Source organism: Pseudomonas sp. IT-P171 (assembly GCF_949767765.1).
Taxonomy (GTDB): domain Bacteria; phylum Pseudomonadota; class Gammaproteobacteria; order Pseudomonadales; family Pseudomonadaceae; genus Aquipseudomonas; species Aquipseudomonas fluorescens_B.
The window spans coordinates 1-15,301 of sequence record NZ_CATKQN010000003.1 but is presented as its reverse complement, the minus strand read 5'-3'; the positions used below and the strand labels follow the sequence as shown (position 1 = coordinate 15,301).

15 protein-coding genes are annotated in these 15,301 nt (G+C 59.4%); 13 read left to right on the top strand and 2 right to left on the bottom strand.

What is annotated here, in order from left to right:
- The first annotated feature begins 47 nt into the window (after positions 1 to 47).
- From ffh to ACM6I5_RS02265, 10 genes are all read left to right on the top strand, one after another.
- Positions 48 to 1,424 carry a signal recognition particle protein gene (gene ffh / locus ACM6I5_RS02310; RefSeq protein WP_017340267.1) on the top strand — a complete coding sequence of 459 codons (1,377 nt, stop codon included), beginning with the start codon at positions 48 to 50 and terminating at the stop codon, positions 1,422 to 1,424.
- A 250-nt stretch (positions 1,425 to 1,674) separates the two neighbouring features.
- Positions 1,675 to 1,926: a 30S ribosomal protein S16 gene (gene rpsP / locus ACM6I5_RS02305; RefSeq protein WP_003198088.1), complete on the top strand. Its 252-nt coding sequence runs from the start codon at positions 1,675 to 1,677 to the stop codon at positions 1,924 to 1,926.
- Positions 1,927 to 1,931: 5 nt separating this feature from the next.
- On the top strand, positions 1,932 to 2,468 hold the full coding sequence (gene rimM / locus ACM6I5_RS02300; RefSeq protein ID WP_017340266.1) for a ribosome maturation factor RimM: 537 nt from the start codon (positions 1,932 to 1,934) through the stop codon (positions 2,466 to 2,468).
- 2 nt (positions 2,469 to 2,470) lie between these two features.
- Positions 2,471 to 3,223: a tRNA (guanosine(37)-N1)-methyltransferase TrmD gene (trmD, locus tag ACM6I5_RS02295; RefSeq protein ID WP_007897583.1), complete on the top strand. Its 753-nt coding sequence runs from the start codon at positions 2,471 to 2,473 to the stop codon at positions 3,221 to 3,223.
- A 45-nt stretch (positions 3,224 to 3,268) separates the two neighbouring features.
- Positions 3,269 to 3,619 carry a 50S ribosomal protein L19 gene (gene rplS, locus ACM6I5_RS02290; protein WP_003175895.1) on the top strand — a complete coding sequence of 117 codons (351 nt, stop codon included), beginning with the start codon at positions 3,269 to 3,271 and terminating at the stop codon, positions 3,617 to 3,619.
- Between the two features lie 99 nt (positions 3,620 to 3,718).
- Entirely contained in the window at positions 3,719 to 4,615 is an 897-nt protein-coding gene (gene xerD / locus ACM6I5_RS02285) for a site-specific tyrosine recombinase XerD (RefSeq protein ID WP_008025604.1), read from the top strand.
- A 321-nt stretch (positions 4,616 to 4,936) separates the two neighbouring features.
- Entirely contained in the window at positions 4,937 to 5,668 is a 732-nt protein-coding gene (gene dsbC, locus ACM6I5_RS02280; protein WP_017340265.1) for a bifunctional protein-disulfide isomerase/oxidoreductase DsbC, read from the top strand.
- 134 nt (positions 5,669 to 5,802) lie between these two features.
- Positions 5,803 to 7,107 (top strand): homoserine dehydrogenase, encoded by a 1,305-nt coding sequence (locus ACM6I5_RS02275; RefSeq protein ID WP_027924910.1) that lies wholly within the window; start codon positions 5,803 to 5,805, stop codon positions 7,105 to 7,107.
- A gap of 66 nt (positions 7,108 to 7,173) precedes the next feature.
- A complete protein-coding gene (gene thrC / locus ACM6I5_RS02270) occupies positions 7,174 to 8,583 on the top strand; it encodes a threonine synthase (protein WP_414879472.1) in 1,410 nt (469 codons plus the stop codon).
- A gap of 256 nt (positions 8,584 to 8,839) precedes the next feature.
- Positions 8,840 to 9,124 carry a DUF3509 domain-containing protein gene (locus ACM6I5_RS02265; RefSeq protein ID WP_017340262.1) on the top strand — a complete coding sequence of 95 codons (285 nt, stop codon included), beginning with the start codon at positions 8,840 to 8,842 and terminating at the stop codon, positions 9,122 to 9,124.
- A 175-nt stretch (positions 9,125 to 9,299) separates the two neighbouring features.
- On the opposite strand, the gene ACM6I5_RS02260 is transcribed toward ACM6I5_RS02265, so the two are convergent.
- Positions 9,300 to 10,163 carry a TIGR02285 family protein gene (locus ACM6I5_RS02260; protein ID WP_017340261.1) on the bottom strand — a complete coding sequence of 288 codons (864 nt, stop codon included), beginning with the start codon at positions 10,161 to 10,163 and terminating at the stop codon, positions 9,300 to 9,302.
- A 58-nt stretch (positions 10,164 to 10,221) separates the two neighbouring features.
- Positions 10,222 to 11,421, bottom strand: coding sequence for a CaiB/BaiF CoA transferase family protein (locus ACM6I5_RS02255; protein WP_017340260.1), 1,200 nt, complete (start codon positions 11,419 to 11,421; stop codon positions 10,222 to 10,224).
- A gap of 137 nt (positions 11,422 to 11,558) precedes the next feature.
- Between ACM6I5_RS02255 and ACM6I5_RS02250 the strand changes: the two genes are divergently transcribed.
- The 3 genes from ACM6I5_RS02250 (at position 11,559) to ACM6I5_RS02240 (ending at position 15,243) form a co-directional block, all read left to right on the top strand.
- Positions 11,559 to 12,101, top strand: coding sequence for a YaeQ family protein (locus ACM6I5_RS02250; RefSeq protein WP_007944886.1), 543 nt, complete (start codon positions 11,559 to 11,561; stop codon positions 12,099 to 12,101).
- A gap of 58 nt (positions 12,102 to 12,159) precedes the next feature.
- The gene (gene recJ / locus ACM6I5_RS02245; RefSeq protein WP_150630870.1) at positions 12,160 to 13,869 is read left to right on the top strand and encodes a single-stranded-DNA-specific exonuclease RecJ; all 1,710 of its coding nucleotides are present in this window, start codon (positions 12,160 to 12,162) and stop codon (positions 13,867 to 13,869) included.
- 267 nt (positions 13,870 to 14,136) lie between these two features.
- Complete coding sequence (locus tag ACM6I5_RS02240) at positions 14,137 to 15,243, top strand: NADH:flavin oxidoreductase/NADH oxidase (protein ID WP_150638931.1); 1,107 nt, start codon at positions 14,137 to 14,139, stop codon at positions 15,241 to 15,243.
- The last annotated feature ends 58 nt before the right edge of the window (positions 15,244 to 15,301 follow it).

Sequence of the window (15,301 nt, the reverse complement as noted above, 5' to 3'; positions counted from 1 at the left end):
TGGGCCGCCATTATCCCGGTCTACACAGGGCCTGAAAGGATCGCGCAATGTTTGAAAACTTAACCGACCGTCTCTCGCAGACGCTGCGCCATGTCACCGGCAAGGCCAAGCTGACCGAGGACAACATCAAAGACACCCTGCGCGAAGTGCGTATGGCGTTGCTCGAAGCCGACGTCGCCTTGCCGGTGGTGAAGGACTTCGTCAATTCGGTCAAGGAACGCGCCGTCGGCACCGAGGTGTCGCGCAGCCTGACGCCGGGCCAGGCCTTCGTGAAGATCGTCCAGGCCGAACTCGAAAGCCTGATGGGCGCGGCCAACGAAGACCTGAACCTGAGCGCCGTTCCGCCCGCCGTCGTGTTGATGGCCGGTTTGCAGGGTGCGGGTAAGACCACCACCGCCGGCAAACTTGCGCGCTTCCTTAAAGAGCGCAAGAAGAAGTCGGTCATGGTCGTGTCCGCGGACGTTTACCGTCCTGCGGCAATCAAGCAGCTGGAAATGCTCGCCGGTGAAGTGGGTGTTACCTTCTTCCCGTCCGACCTGAGCCAGAAGCCGGTCGAGATCGCGCAAGCGGCCATTAAAGAAGCAAAGCTCAAGTTCATTGATGTGGTCATCGTCGATACCGCCGGTCGCCTGCACATCGACGAAGAGATGATGGGCGAGATCAAGGCGCTGCACGCCGCGATCAACCCGGTCGAAACGCTGTTCGTGGTCGACGCCATGACCGGCCAGGACGCCGCCAACACGGCCAAGGCCTTCGGCGATGCACTGCCGCTGACCGGTGTGATCCTGACCAAGGTCGACGGCGACGCCCGTGGCGGTGCCGCGCTGTCGGTTCGCGCCATCACCGGCAAGCCGATCAAGTTCATCGGTATGGGCGAGAAGAGCGAAGCGCTCGAACCGTTCCACCCTGAGCGTATCGCGTCGCGCATCCTCGGCATGGGCGACGTGCTCAGCCTGATCGAACAGGCTGAAGCGACTCTCGACAAGGACAAGGCCGACAAACTGGCCAAGAAGCTGAAGAAGGGCAAGGGCTTCGACCTCGAAGACTTCCGTGATCAGCTGCAACAGATGAAGAACATGGGCGGCCTCGGTGGCCTCATGGACAAACTGCCGAATATCGGTGGCGTGAACCTGGCGCAGATGGGCAATGCCCAAGGTGCGGCAGAGAAACAATTCAAGCAGATGGAAGCCATCATCAATTCCATGACCCCGGCCGAGCGGCGCGACCCTGAGCTGATCAGCGGTTCGCGCAAGCGCCGGATCGCCATGGGTTCCGGCACCCAGGTGCAGGACATCGGTCGCTTGATCAAGCAGCACAAGCAGATGCAGAAGATGATGAAGAAGTTCTCCGCAAAAGGCGGAATGGCCAAAATGATGCGCGGCATGGGCGGTATGTTGCCCGGCGGCGGCATGCCGAAAATGTAAAGAATCCGCGCCGGCAGTCATGTCGGCGCAGACCCGCAGGGATGCGGGATCTCCAGCAAACCCGCACTTGGCGGGAGCTGACTGGCCGTTTTCAACGACGGCTCTATAGCAAATCTGGATGGCGGCCGATAGACCGCCGGAAAAAGTCATTTGCAAAAGTCCGGATATTCCTTAGAATATGCGGCCTTTCGGGCACCTATGCCCGCTGTGCCTTTAGATTTGCAGCACCGACTACAGGAACGATGTTCACATGCTAACAATCCGTCTTGCCCTTGGCGGCTCCAAAAAGCGCCCGTTTTACCACTTGACCGTAACCGACAGCCGCAACCCGCGCGACGGTTCGCACAAGGAACAGGTTGGTTTCTTCAACCCTGTTGCTCGTGGTCAAGAAGTTCGTCTGTCCGTGAACCAAGAGCGCGTAGCCTACTGGCTGAGCGTTGGTGCACAACCTTCTGAGCGCGTTGCTCAGTTGTTGAAGGAATCTGCTAAGGCTGCGGCCTGAGCAATATGAACGCGACGCCAGCTGTTGCTGATGATTTGATCGTTATCGGCAAAATTTATTCTGTTCATGGCGTTCGCGGCGAAGTGAAGGTGTATTCCTTTACTGATCCAATCAAGAACCTGCTGGACTACAAAACCTGGACGCTCAAGCGTGACGGCAATGTAAAGCAGGTCGAGCTGGTCAGCGGACGCGGGAATGACAAGTTCCTGGTCGCAAAGCTCAAGGACCTCGATGATCGTGAAGAAGCTCGTCTTCTGGCCGGTTATGAGATCTGCGTGCCGCGCAACCTGTTCCCTGAACTGACCGACGGCGAGTACTACTGGTACCAGCTGGAAGGTCTCAAGGTCATCGACACCCTCGGGCAACTGTTCGGGAAGATCGATCACCTGCTGGAGACCGGCTCGAACGATGTCATGGTGGTCAAGCCTTGCGCTGGCAGCCTGGATGATCGCGAACGCCTGTTGCCCTATACGGAGCAATGCGTGTTGGCCATCGACCTGGCAGCAGGCGAGATGAAGGTGGATTGGGACGCGGACTTCTAAACGTGGCTAATTTGCGCGTAGAAGTGATCAGTTTGTTTCCCGAGATGTTCTCCGCCATCAGCGAGTACGGCATCACCAGTCGGGCGGTGAAACAGGGGCTCTTGCAGCTCACCTGTTGGAATCCGCGAGACTACACGACGGATCGACATCACACTGTGGATGATCGCCCATTTGGCGGTGGTCCGGGCATGGTGATGAAGATCAAGCCCCTGGAAGATGCTCTGGTTCAGGCCAAGGCAGCAGCCGGGGAGGCGGCGAAGGTGATTTACCTGTCCCCCCAAGGCCGTCAACTGACTCAGTCGGCGGTACGCGAGTTGGCGAATCTGGATGCATTGATCCTGATTGCCGGCCGCTATGAAGGCATTGACGAGCGTTTTATTGATGCTCATGTCGATGAAGAGTGGTCGATTGGCGACTATGTACTGTCTGGCGGCGAGCTGCCGGCGATGGTCCTGATCGATGCGGTTACACGACTGCTGCCTGGAGCTTTAGGGCATGCGGACTCCGCCGAGGAAGATTCCTTTACGGATGGTTTGCTGGATTGCCCGCACTACACCCGACCGGAGGTGTATGCGGATCAGCGTGTTCCCGACGTATTGCTAAGTGGCAATCACGCGCACATCCGGCGTTGGCGTTTACAGCAGTCCCTTGGTAGGACCTTTGAACGACGCGCCGATCTTCTGGAAAGCCGCTCGCTTTCTGGAGAAGAGAAGAAGCTGCTCGAGGAATACATCCGCGAGCGGGACGATAGTTAACAACGTATCGATGGTAGATCCGACGATTTACCTTAGGAGCACAGCATGACTAACAAAATCATCCTTGCACTCGAAGCAGAGCAGATGACCAAAGAAATCCCTACCTTTGCCCCGGGCGACACCATTGTCGTTCAGGTGAAAGTGAAGGAAGGCGACCGTTCGCGTCTGCAAGCGTTCGAAGGTGTTGTTATCGCCAAGCGTAACCGCGGCGTAAACAGTGCTTTCACCGTTCGTAAAATCTCCAACGGTGTTGGCGTAGAGCGTACTTTCCAGACCTACAGCCCGCAAATCGACAGCATGGCCGTTAAACGTCGCGGTGACGTACGTAAAGCCAAGCTGTACTACCTGCGTGACCTGTCCGGTAAAGCAGCTCGCATCAAGGAAAAACTGGCTTAAGTCCAGCTTCCGATGCAGAAAAAAGCAGCCTACGGGCTGCTTTTTTGTTGCCTGCGATTTATCTTCCATGGCCGTACTGTCGGTCTTGCCTGAGCCTTTATGCCCGCCATCGATCACCCACTGATAGACCAGTTTCTCGACGCCCTATGGCTGGAGAAAGGTCTCTCCGATAACACCCGGGATGCCTATCGCAGTGACCTGGCCCTGTTCAACGGCTGGTTGCAGGAGAAGGGGCTGGAGTTGATCAACGCCGGCCGCGAATTGATCCTCGATCACTTGGCCTGGCGTCTGGAGCAGAACTATAAACCCCGCTCCACCGCGAGATTTCTCTCGGGCGTGCGTGGCTTTTATCGCTACCTGTTGCGGGAAAAGTTGATCGCGGTTGATCCGACCTTGCGCGTCGATATGCCTCAACTTGGTAGGCCGTTGCCAAAGTCTCTGTCGGAAGCAGACGTGGAAGCGCTGTTGAAGGCTCCGGACTTGAGCGAAGCGATCGGCCAGCGAGACCGCGCCATGCTGGAAGTGCTTTACGCCTGCGGCCTGCGGGTGACGGAGCTGATCAGTCTGACGCTGGAGCAGGTCAACCTGCGCCAGGGCGTGTTGCGAGTGATGGGCAAGGGCAGCAAGGAGCGGCTGGTGCCGATGGGCGAGGAGGCGATTGTCTGGGTCGAGCGTTATATGCGCGACGCCCGTGGCGAACTGCTCGGTGGACGTCCCAGCGACGTACTGTTTCCCAGCCAGCGCGGGGAGCAGATGACGCGCCAGACCTTCTGGCACCGTATCAAGCACCAAGCCAAGGTCGCCGGAATCGGCAAATCACTGTCGCCGCACACCCTGCGCCATGCCTTCGCCACGCACCTGCTCAACCATGGCGCCGATTTGCGGGTGGTGCAAATGCTCCTCGGCCATAGCGATTTGTCGACCACTCAGATCTACACCCACGTCGCCCGGGCGCGTTTGCAGGATCTGCATGCCAAACACCACCCGCGCGGATAGTGGTTTCCCAATGGATGATCGGTGGCCTCTGTGGCGAGGGAGTTTGCTCCCGCTGGGTCGCGCAGCGGCCCCAAAACCATATCTATCGGTCATTCAGAAGCATCGGGTGTCCGTTCAGCGACTGCTGTGCCCGGGCGCGGATCGGTCGACGGGAGCAAGTGAGTATTGCCAAATTGCACCGTGAGATGTCCTGCGTCACCCGCATTCGGCCCCACGGGCCTTATGTGGTAGGCTTTGCCGGTTTGCACGATGGGCGGTTATGACCCGGTGTTTCGGCACGGGCGTTCTGATCGTCCCATTTGTCCGCCTTCAGGAGTTCTCATGCGTCTGACCCAGATTTTCGCCGCCGCAGCCATTGCGTTGGTCAGCACCTTTGCCGTCGCCGATGACGCGGCCGACAAAGCCATTCGTAAAAGCCTGGAAACCCTCCAGCTCGAAGTGCCGGTAGAAAGCATTTCCGCCAGTCCTCTGCCCGGACTGTATGAAGTCAAACTGCAAGGCAGCCGCGTGCTCTATGCCAGCGCCGATGGCCAGTATGTCGTCCAGGGCTACATGTTTCAGCTCAAGGACGGTAAACCGGTCAACCTGACCGAAAAAACCGAACGCCTGGGCGTTTCCAAACTGGTCAACGCGATTCCGGTCGCGGAAACCGTGGTCTACCCGGCCATCGGCGAAACCAAATCGCACATCACCGTGTTCACCGACACCACCTGCCCGTACTGCCACAAACTGCACGCCGAAGTGCCTGAGCTGAACAAGCGCGGCATCGAAGTGCGTTACGTCGCGTTCCCGCGCCAGGGCCTGGGCTCGCCGGGTGACGAACAGCTGCAAGCGGTCTGGTGCTCGAAAGACAAGAAAGCCGCCATGGACAAAATGGTCGACGGCAAGGAAATCAAGGCCGCCAAGTGCGATAACCCGGTTTCCAAGCAGTTCGCCCTCGGTCAGTCGATCGGCGTGAACGGTACACCGGCCATCGTTTTGGCCGACGGTCAGGTCATTCCGGGCTACCAGCCTGCGCCACAAGTCGCCAAACTGGCGCTGGGCGCGAAGTAAATTCGCATCGTCACGGCCAGCCTTTGACGATCATGGTCCGGCGGCAACATTTGCCGGGTCATTAATAGAGAGCCGCGAGCATGCGGCTGTTTTCACGGCCGGCCTTGAGTCGGCCGTTTCATGGGGAGTTCACAGTGAAACCGGTCAAAGTAGGCATCTGTGGGTTAGGGACCGTCGGTGGCGGTACCTTCAACGTACTTCAGCGCAACGCCGAGGAAATTGCTCGTCGTGCCGGGCGTGGAATCGAAGTGGCACAAATTGCCATGCGCACGCCAAAGCCTCAGTTCCAAACGACCGGTATTGCGATTACCAACGATGTCTTCGAAGTGGCCACGAACCCTGAGATCGACATCGTTATAGAGCTGATGGGCGGCTATACCGTTGCCCGCGAGCTGGTACTCAAGGCCATCGAGAATGGCAAGCATGTGGTCACCGCGAACAAGGCACTGATTGCCGTTCACGGTAATGAGATTTTCGCCAAGGCTCGCGAGAAAGGCGTGATCGTGGCATTCGAAGCGGCTGTAGCCGGCGGCATTCCGGTGATCAAGGCGATCCGTGAAGGCCTGTCCGCCAACCGTATCAACTGGGTCGCCGGCATCATCAACGGCACCGGCAACTTCATCCTCACCGAGATGCGCGAGAAGGGTCGCACCTTCGAAGACGTACTCGCCGAGGCGCAAGCCCTGGGTTACGCCGAAGCCGATCCGACCTTCGACGTTGAAGGCATCGACGCGGCCCACAAGCTGACGATCCTGGCCTCCATCGCGTTCGGCATCCCGCTACAGTTCGACAAGGCTTACACCGAAGGCATCACCAAGCTGACCACGGCTGACGTGAATTACGCCGAAGCGCTGGGCTACCGCATCAAGCACCTGGGCGTGGCGCGCAGCACCGCGGCCGGTATCGAACTGCGCGTGCACCCGACGCTGATCCCGGCCGATCGCCTGATCGCCAACGTCAACGGCGTGATGAACGCGGTAATGGTCAACGGTGACGCTGCCGGTTCGACCCTGTTCTACGGCGCCGGCGCCGGCATGGAGCCGACCGCATCGTCGGTGATCGCCGACCTGGTGGACGTGGTTCGCGCCATGACCTCCGACCCGGAAAACCGCGTGCCGCATCTGGCGTTCCAGCCGGATTCGCTGTCGGCGCATCCGATCCTGCCGATCGAAGCCTGCGAAAGCGCTTACTACCTGCGCATTCAGGCCAAGGACCATCCGGGCGTGCTGGCTCAGGTCGCGAGCATCCTGTCGGAGCGCGGCATCAACATCGAATCGATCATGCAGAAAGAAGTCGAAGAGCATGACGGTCTGGTGCCGATGATCCTGCTGACTCACCGTGTGCTGGAACAGCACATGAACGACGCGATCGCCGCCCTCGAAGCCCTGACAGGCGTAGTCGGTCCGGTTGTACGGATCCGCGTCGAGCACCTGAACTAAGCCGTTATCGTTCACCGGGCCTGCGTGCAGGCCCGGGTTTGCGAACACTGTCTATTGGAGCCAGTCATGCGTTATATCAGTACCCGCGGCCAGGCACCGGCCCTGAATTTCGAAGACGTCCTGCTGGCCGGTCTCGCCACCGACGGCGGTCTGTACGTCCCGGAAAACCTGCCACGTTTCACCCAGGAAGAAATCGCTTCCTGGGCCGGCCTGCCGTATCACGAGCTGGCCTTCCGGGTGATGCGCCCGTTTGTCACCGGCAGCATTCCTGATGCCGATTTCAAAAAGATTCTCGAAGAAACCTACGGCGTGTTCTCGCACAGCGCCGTCGCACCGCTGCGTCAGTTGAACGGCAACGAATGGGTGCTGGAGCTGTTCCACGGCCCGACCCTGGCGTTCAAGGACTTCGCTCTGCAACTGCTCGGTCGTCTGCTCGACTACGTGCTGGAAAAACGCGGTGAGCGCGTGGTGATCGTTGGCGCGACGTCCGGCGACACCGGTTCGGCCGCCATCGAAGGCTGCAAGCACTGCGAAAACGTCGACATCTTCATCCTGCACCCGCACAACCGCGTGTCCGAAGTGCAGCGTCGCCAGATGACCACCATCTTCGGCGAGAACATCCACAACATCGCCATCGAAGGCAACTTCGATGACTGCCAGGAAATGGTCAAGGCGAGCTTCGCCGACCAGAGCTTCCTCAAAGGCACCCGCCTGGTGGCGGTGAACTCGATCAACTGGGCGCGGATCATGGCCCAGATCGTTTACTACTTCCACGCAGCCCTGCAGCTGGGTGGCCCGGCGCGCTCGGTGTCGTTCTCGGTGCCGACCGGCAACTTCGGCGACATCTTCGCCGGTTACCTGGCGCGCAACATGGGCCTGCCGATCAACCAGTTGATCGTCGCCACCAACCGCAACGACATCCTGCACCGCTTCATGAGTGGCAACCAGTACGTCAAGGAAACCCTGCACGCCACACTGTCGCCGTCGATGGACATCATGGTGTCGTCGAACTTCGAGCGTTTGCTGTTTGACCTGCACGGTCGTAACGGCGCGGCGATCGCCGGGTTGATGGATTCGTTCAAACAGGGCGGTGGTTTCAGCGTTGAACAAGAGCGTTGGACCGAAGCGCGCAAACTGTTCGATTCGCTGGCGGTGGATGATGCGCAAACGTGCGAAACCATCGCCGAGGTTTACGAGCAGACGGGTGAATTGCTGGATCCGCACACGGCTATCGGCGTGAAGGCTGCGCGTGAATGCCGTCGCAGCCTGGATATTCCGATGGTGATTCTTGGCACTGCTCACCCGGTCAAATTCCCGGATGCGGTGGAGAAGGCGGGCGTCGGTAAAGCGCTGGAGTTGCCTGTTCACCTGGCTGATCTGTTTGAGCGGGATGAGCGGTGCACCGTGTTGCCGAATGACTTGAAGGCTGTTCAGGCGTTTGTCAGTCAGCATGGCAATCGTGGAAAGCCGCTTTAACCAGGCCTTTTACATATCCATTGCTTCGGTAACGGCGGAACCCATAGCCGCCGTTACCGAAGAAACGGAAATACACCCAATCCCAATCCTCACTGCCCACATACACAAACCTGTCATCTCCCCCATGCATGCTCCATCAACCAGAGACGCCGACGCGTCTGCATCTGGAATCCAGAACTTTCTTCTCGGGCCGGTGGTCATTTACTGTAGACCTGCCCCAGGCACTTCGTTTTCGGACTATTGAGTGGTGATCGAGATGGAAAGTATCAGTCTATTGCTCGGTGAGGCGCTGAGCCCGTATCAGGTAACGTTGACCCCATCAGGCACCCACGGCGAATACCTGGTGACACTGAAGAGCTCGACCGGCGCCATCGTGGTCGAACGGGAATTCAATCAGGCTCAGTTGAGCGACAAACGTCTGCTCACGGATGTGGTCGACGGTTTGCATCGCGACCTGATGATTGCCGAAGGACGCCTGGAACCCTGCGTTATCGCGGCGTTGCGCAATGCGGCACAGGACAAGGTCCTGGTCCGGCCGTAAGTGAATTATGTTTTAAGGGAACCTTACGGGCCCAAGGTCAGTCAGAGGATGTAACAGCAGGATCAAGCATTGTGCTCCGGTGCTTGTCGTCCTGTTGCTACTGGTCTTTTTGTAGACCACGTTTAACCCCGAGTCGTCTCCCCACTTCTCGGGGTTTCTTTTTGCCCGCGATTTGTCATTGCTGGGCCTGTTGCTCGAAATACTTCCTGGATTCCTCCAGGTAGGCACCGCGACTTTCCGGGTCGAGCCACGCAGCGTAAGCCTCGCTCAAGCGTTCATGGGGCATTTTGCGCAGCAGTTGATTGATCTCGATAATCGCTTGCCGGCCTTTTGGCGTGTCGGTGCAGCCGATGTATCCAGACAAGAATTTCTCGGCGCCGCGAATCGGGTAGAACTGCAATTCATCCTCGGCGATCCCTTGCTGTTGGGCCTGGTAGCGGATTTCCGGACGGTATCCCAGCAGCAACCGCAAGCGCCCCAGCCGCTGCATCTGCAACAGACTGCCCAAGGCGTCATTGCCGTAGTGCGAGGTAAGAGAGTCAGCCGGTGCTTGCTTGAGCAGTGTGTCGAGGTAATCGCCGTAGTTACGCTCGGCGATAATGCCCAGCTTCTCGCCACCATTCGCCAGGAAGGCTGCCAGGTCCAGTTCACCGTCCTGGATGAAGGGCGCGAGCGTTTCGCGGTCAACGCGTCGCACGGCCACGCCGTTACCCATGGCTCGAAACACTGGAGTGGAAAACGCGATCCAGCGTTCGCGTTCCTTGCTCCGGTTCAGCGCCGCATCGCAGGTAAGGGACGGCTCGTAGAGCATTTGCAAGGCGCGAGCACGGTTGACCCGCATCAAGGTGTGTTCGTATTGCGGCATGCCCGCGATCAACAGCGGCAACAGTTGATCGATGACGCCCTGGCTCTTTTTCGGTCCTTCGAAAATCGTCAGCGGTGGCAGATCCCGCAACAGCCAGATTATGGTTTCCTTGGGCTGCGCCATCGCCGACGAGGTCGAACCGACGAGCAGAACTGTCGTCGCGAACGCGCACATCACTCTCCTGCTGTGCGACAGGCTGTCAGTGATATGCAGCGAAAGCAGGCGCTTGAGCCTAGATGGCCCCGTCTTCACGCAGCTTTGCGATCTGTTCCTTGTCATAGCCAAGATCGGTGAGTACCTGCGCATTGTGTTCGCCCAACTGCGGCCCGACCCATTCCGAACTGCCGGGTGTCTCTGAGAGTTTCGGCACGATTCCCGGCATCTTGAAATCTTTGCCGTCCGGCAGCTTCGCTTTCAGGAACATTTCCCGCGCCAGGTACTGCGGATCACTGAACATGTCTTCGGCGCTGAAGATCCGGCTGGCGGGGACATCGGCCTGATTCAACCGCTCGATGACGGTGTCCAGCGGCAATGCATTGACCCACCGATCAATCACCCCATAAATCTCGTCGCGCCGGCTGTCACGCCCGTCGTTACTGGCCAGGGCCGGGTCATTGGCCAGGTCTTCACGGCCGATGATCAGCATGAAGCGCTTGAAAATCGCATCGCCATTGGCGCCGATCTGCACATGTTTGCCATCAGCGCTGGTGTGGATCGAGGAGGGGGTGATGCCGGGCATGATGTTGCCGGTGCGTTCACGGATGAAGCCGAACACGTCGAACTCCGGGACCATGCTTTCCATCATGGCGAAGATCGCTTCGTACAGCGCCACATCCACCACTTGACCCAGACCGCCGTTGACCTCGCGATGACGCAAGGCCATCAATGCGCCGATCACGCCCCAGAGCGCGGCAATCGAATCGCCGATGGAAATCCCGGTGCGAACGGGTGGGCGATCCTCGAAACCGGTGATGTAGCGCAGGCCGCCCATGGATTCACCGACGGCGCCAAACCCCGGCTGATCCTTCATCGGCCCGGTCTGGCCGAAACCTGAAAGACGCACCATGACCAGTTTCGGGTTCAGTGCGTGCAAGACATCCCAGCCCAGACCGAGCTTTTCCAGCACGCCGGGGCGAAAATTCTCGATCAGGATGTCGGCTTCACCCAGCAGCTTTTTCAGGATCGCCAGCCCGTCCGGGTGTTTCAGGTTCAGGGTCAGGGACTTCTTGTTACGCGCCTGAACGAACCACCAGAGCGACGTGCCTTCATACATTTTTCGCCATTTACGCAACGGATCGCCGCCGTCGGGGGACTCGATCTTGATCACTTCGGCACCGAATTCGCCGCAGATGCGCGAGGCAAACGGCCCGGCGATCAAAGTGCCCAATTCGATGACTTTCAGACCTGAGAGTGGTTTGGCGGTGAACGGCATACTGGATCCTGTAGGACAAAGGCTTGGCTGATAGAGCGTTTTAGCACAGCCCGCTGTCAGTCGCTCAAGGTTGATGGCCGCGAAGCCTGTCGCATCGGTTAGACTTGCCGCCTTTCCACGTATCAAGAAGCCCGTTCATGGCCCAGCCGTCCACGACCTACAAGTTTGAACTGAACCTCACCGACCTCGACCGCAGCGTTTACGAGACGGTGAAGCAGACCATCGCCCGTCACCCGTCGGAAACCGAAGAGCGCATGACCGTGCGGCTGCTGGCCTACGCCTTCTGGTACAACGAGCAGCTGTCGTTTGGCCGTGGTCTGTCAGACGTGGATGAACCCGCCCTGTGGGAAAAGAGCCTGGATGATCGCGTCCTGCACTGGATCGAAGTCGGCCAGCCAGACGCCGATCGCCTGACGTGGTGCTCGCGCCGCACCGAGCGCACCAGCCTGCTGGCCTACGGCAGCCTGCGTGTCTGGGAAACCAAAGTCATCCCGGCGATCAAGAACCTGAAAAACGTACACATCGCCGCGGTTCCCCAGGAAGTCCTGGAAACCCTGGCCAAAGACATGCCGCGCGTTATCAAGTGGGATGTGATGATCAGCGAAGGGACGATTTTCGTCACCGACGACCGTGGTCAGCACGAAGTCCAGTTGCAGTGGCTGAGCGGCGAACGCGGCTGAGTGTTCACCGCGTCATCCGGTTTTATCCTACGTATTCAAGAGAAGCACCTGTCACCCCATGCGCATCGAACCTCGCCTGTTGCCCGATACCCTGCCATTCCTCGGTGATCTGCCGCCGCTGCTGACCCGCCTGTATGCGGCGCGGGGCGTGCTGTCCGAGGCTGAACTGGACAAGAGCCTGGCGCGGCTGATTCCGTTCCAGCAGCTCAAAGGCATCGATGCCGCGGTGGATTTGCTGGTGACGGCGCTGGAGCAGCGGCAGCGGATTCTGATCGTCGGCGACTTCGACGCTGACGGCGCGACGGCCAGTACGGTCGGCATGTTGGGCTTGCGCCTGCTGGGCGCGGCGCATGTCGACTACCTGGTGCCGAACCGTTTCGAGTACGGCTACGGCCTGACGCCGGAAATCGTTGAAGTGGCGCTGACCCGCACACCGCAGTTGCTGATCACCGTGGACAACGGCATCTCCAGCGTCGAAGGTGTGGCGGCGGCGAAAAAAGCAGGCCTTCAGGTGCTGGTCACCGATCACCACTTGCCCGGCGACGAACTGCCGCTGGCCGATGCCATCGTCAATCCCAACCAGCCGGGTTGCGGGTTTCCGAGCAAGGCCTTGGCGGGTGTCGGGGTGATTTTCTATGTGTTGATGGCCCTGCGCGCGCGTCTGCGCAGCCTTGGCTGGTACGAGAGCAAACCGCAGCCGAACATCGGTGAGTTGCTGGATCTGGTGGCGTTGGGCAGCGTCGCCGACGTGGTGCCGCTGGATGCCAACAACCGGATTCTCGTCCACCAAGGCCTGGAGCGAATTCGCGCCGGACGTGCACGACCGGGTATCAAAGCCATCCTCGAAGTCGCCAAACGCGACCACACGCGTATTACCTCGACCGATCTCGGGTTCATCGTCGGCCCGCGCCTGAACGCGGCAGGGCGGCTGGATGACATGAGCCTGGGCATCGAATGCCTGCTCACCGAAGATGCCGCTCTCGCCCGGGAAATGGCCGTACAGCTCGACGGCATGAACCAGGACCGCAAATCCATCGAGCAAGGCATGCAGCGCGAGGCGCTGGCCCAGCTCAAGGACTTGCCGGTTGAGTCGATGCCGTTCGGCTTATGCCTTTTTGACCCCGAGTGGCACCAGGGCGTCATCGGAATCCTCGCTTCTCGTATGAAAGAGCGCTATTTCCGTCCGACAATTGCCTTTGCCGACGCAGGCGATGGCATGCTCAAGGGCTCGGGGCGTTCGGTTCAGGGCTTCCATATTCGCGACGCCTTAAGCGTGGTGGCGGCGCAGCACCCAAACCTGATCAGCAAGTACGGCGGCCATGCCATGGCGGCAGGGTTGACCTTGCCGGAGGCGAATTTTCCGCTGTTTGCCGAAGCCTTTGACGCCGAAGTGCGTAGGCAATTGCGCGAAGAAGACCTGACCGGGCGTTTGCTGTCGGACGGGACTTTGGCCGTCGAGGAATTTCATCTCGAACTGGCGCGTGCGCTGCGGCATGCCGGGCCGTGGGGACAGCACTTCCCGGAGCCATTGTTCCATGGGGTGTTTCAGTTGGTCGAACAACGGGTTGTCGGCGAACGGCACCTCAAAGTGGTGCTGAAAAGCGAATGCGGCTCGGTGAAGCTGGACGGCATCGCTTTTGGAATCGACCGCGATATCTGGCCGAACCCGACGATCAAATGGGTGGAACTGGCCTACAAACTCGACCTTAACGAGTTTCGCGGGAATGAGACGGTTCAGCTGATGATTGCCCACATCGAACCGCGTTGACCCCATCGCCAGCAAGCCGGCTCCTGGGGGATTTGCGCACACCCTGCACGGGCCGGCTTGCCGGCGATAGCGATTTCGCGGTCGCCGAATCTCTCGGAACCCTCCCTCATCCCCCATTGTCGACTAGGCTCTAAGCACTGCTTGATAATCCTTGTGACGTCTTGTCAATTTTTTGCCCGCGGGGGCGGGTGCTGCACCTTTTTCCTGTCACTCGTCGACTTTTCAAACAGAACCCTGGAGCCTGCCCACTGAGACGAGAGGTGCCCCATGAGTCTGCTGCTTGAACCCTATACCCTTCGCCAACTGACCTTGCTGAACCGCATTGCCGTATCACCAATGTGCCAGTATTCGAGTGTCGATGGCTTGGCCAATGACTGGCATCTGGTACACCTCGGCAGCCGTGCTGTCGGCGGCGCCGGTCTGATTTTTACCGAAGCCACGGCCGTCACCGCCGATGGACGCATCACCGCCGAAGACCTCGGCTTGTGGAATGACGAACAGATCGAGCCGCTGCAACGCATCACTCGCTTCATCGCCGCCCAAGGCGCCGTCGCCGGCATTCAGTTGGCCCACGCCGGGCGCAAGGCCAGCACCCATCGGCCGTGGATTGGCAAGCACGGTAGCGTCAAACCTGAAGACGGCGGCTGGACACCCGTTGGCCCTTCGCCGATTGCGTTCGACCCGCAGCACACACCACCGAAGCAGCTCGATGAGGGCCAGATCGCCGAGGTCATTCAGGCGTTCGTTGACTCAGCGAAGCGCGCGCTGACCGCCGGTTTCAAAGTCGTCGAAGTCCACGCCGCCCACGGTTACCTGCTGCACCAGTTTCTATCGCCCTTGAGCAATCAGCGGCGCGATCAATATGGCGGTTCGTTCGAGAATCGTATTCGGCTGGTGCTGCAAGTCACCGAAGCAGTGCGTGCGGTGTGGCCAGAGGAGTTGCCGGTGTTCGTGCGCGTGTCGGCCACCGATTGGGTGGAAGACGGCTGGAATCCTGATGAAACCGTTGAACTGGCGCGACGCCTCAAAGACCTGGGCGTGGACTTGATTGACGTCTCCTCGGGCGGCACGGCGGCCAACGCGGAAATTCCTACAGGTCCCGGTTATCAAACCCGCTTCGCCGAACGTGTGCGCAAAGAATCAGGCATTGCGACCGGCACGGTAGGAATGATCACCGAACCGGCCCAGGCCGAGCACATTCTGCGCACCTGTCAGGCCGACATCATCTTCCTCGCCCGTGAGCTCCTGCGCGACCCGTACTGGCCGTTGCATGCCGATGACGACCTGGGAGGGCGCAAGGCCATTTGGCCGGCGCAGTATCAACGGGCGACGCACAGGGATCAGCCGATTCATGAGTCGGATTTGCGTGACTGAGTGATGCGGTAAAAGCAAAAAGCCCCGATCAGGTTGATCGGGGCTTTTGTTTGTCTGG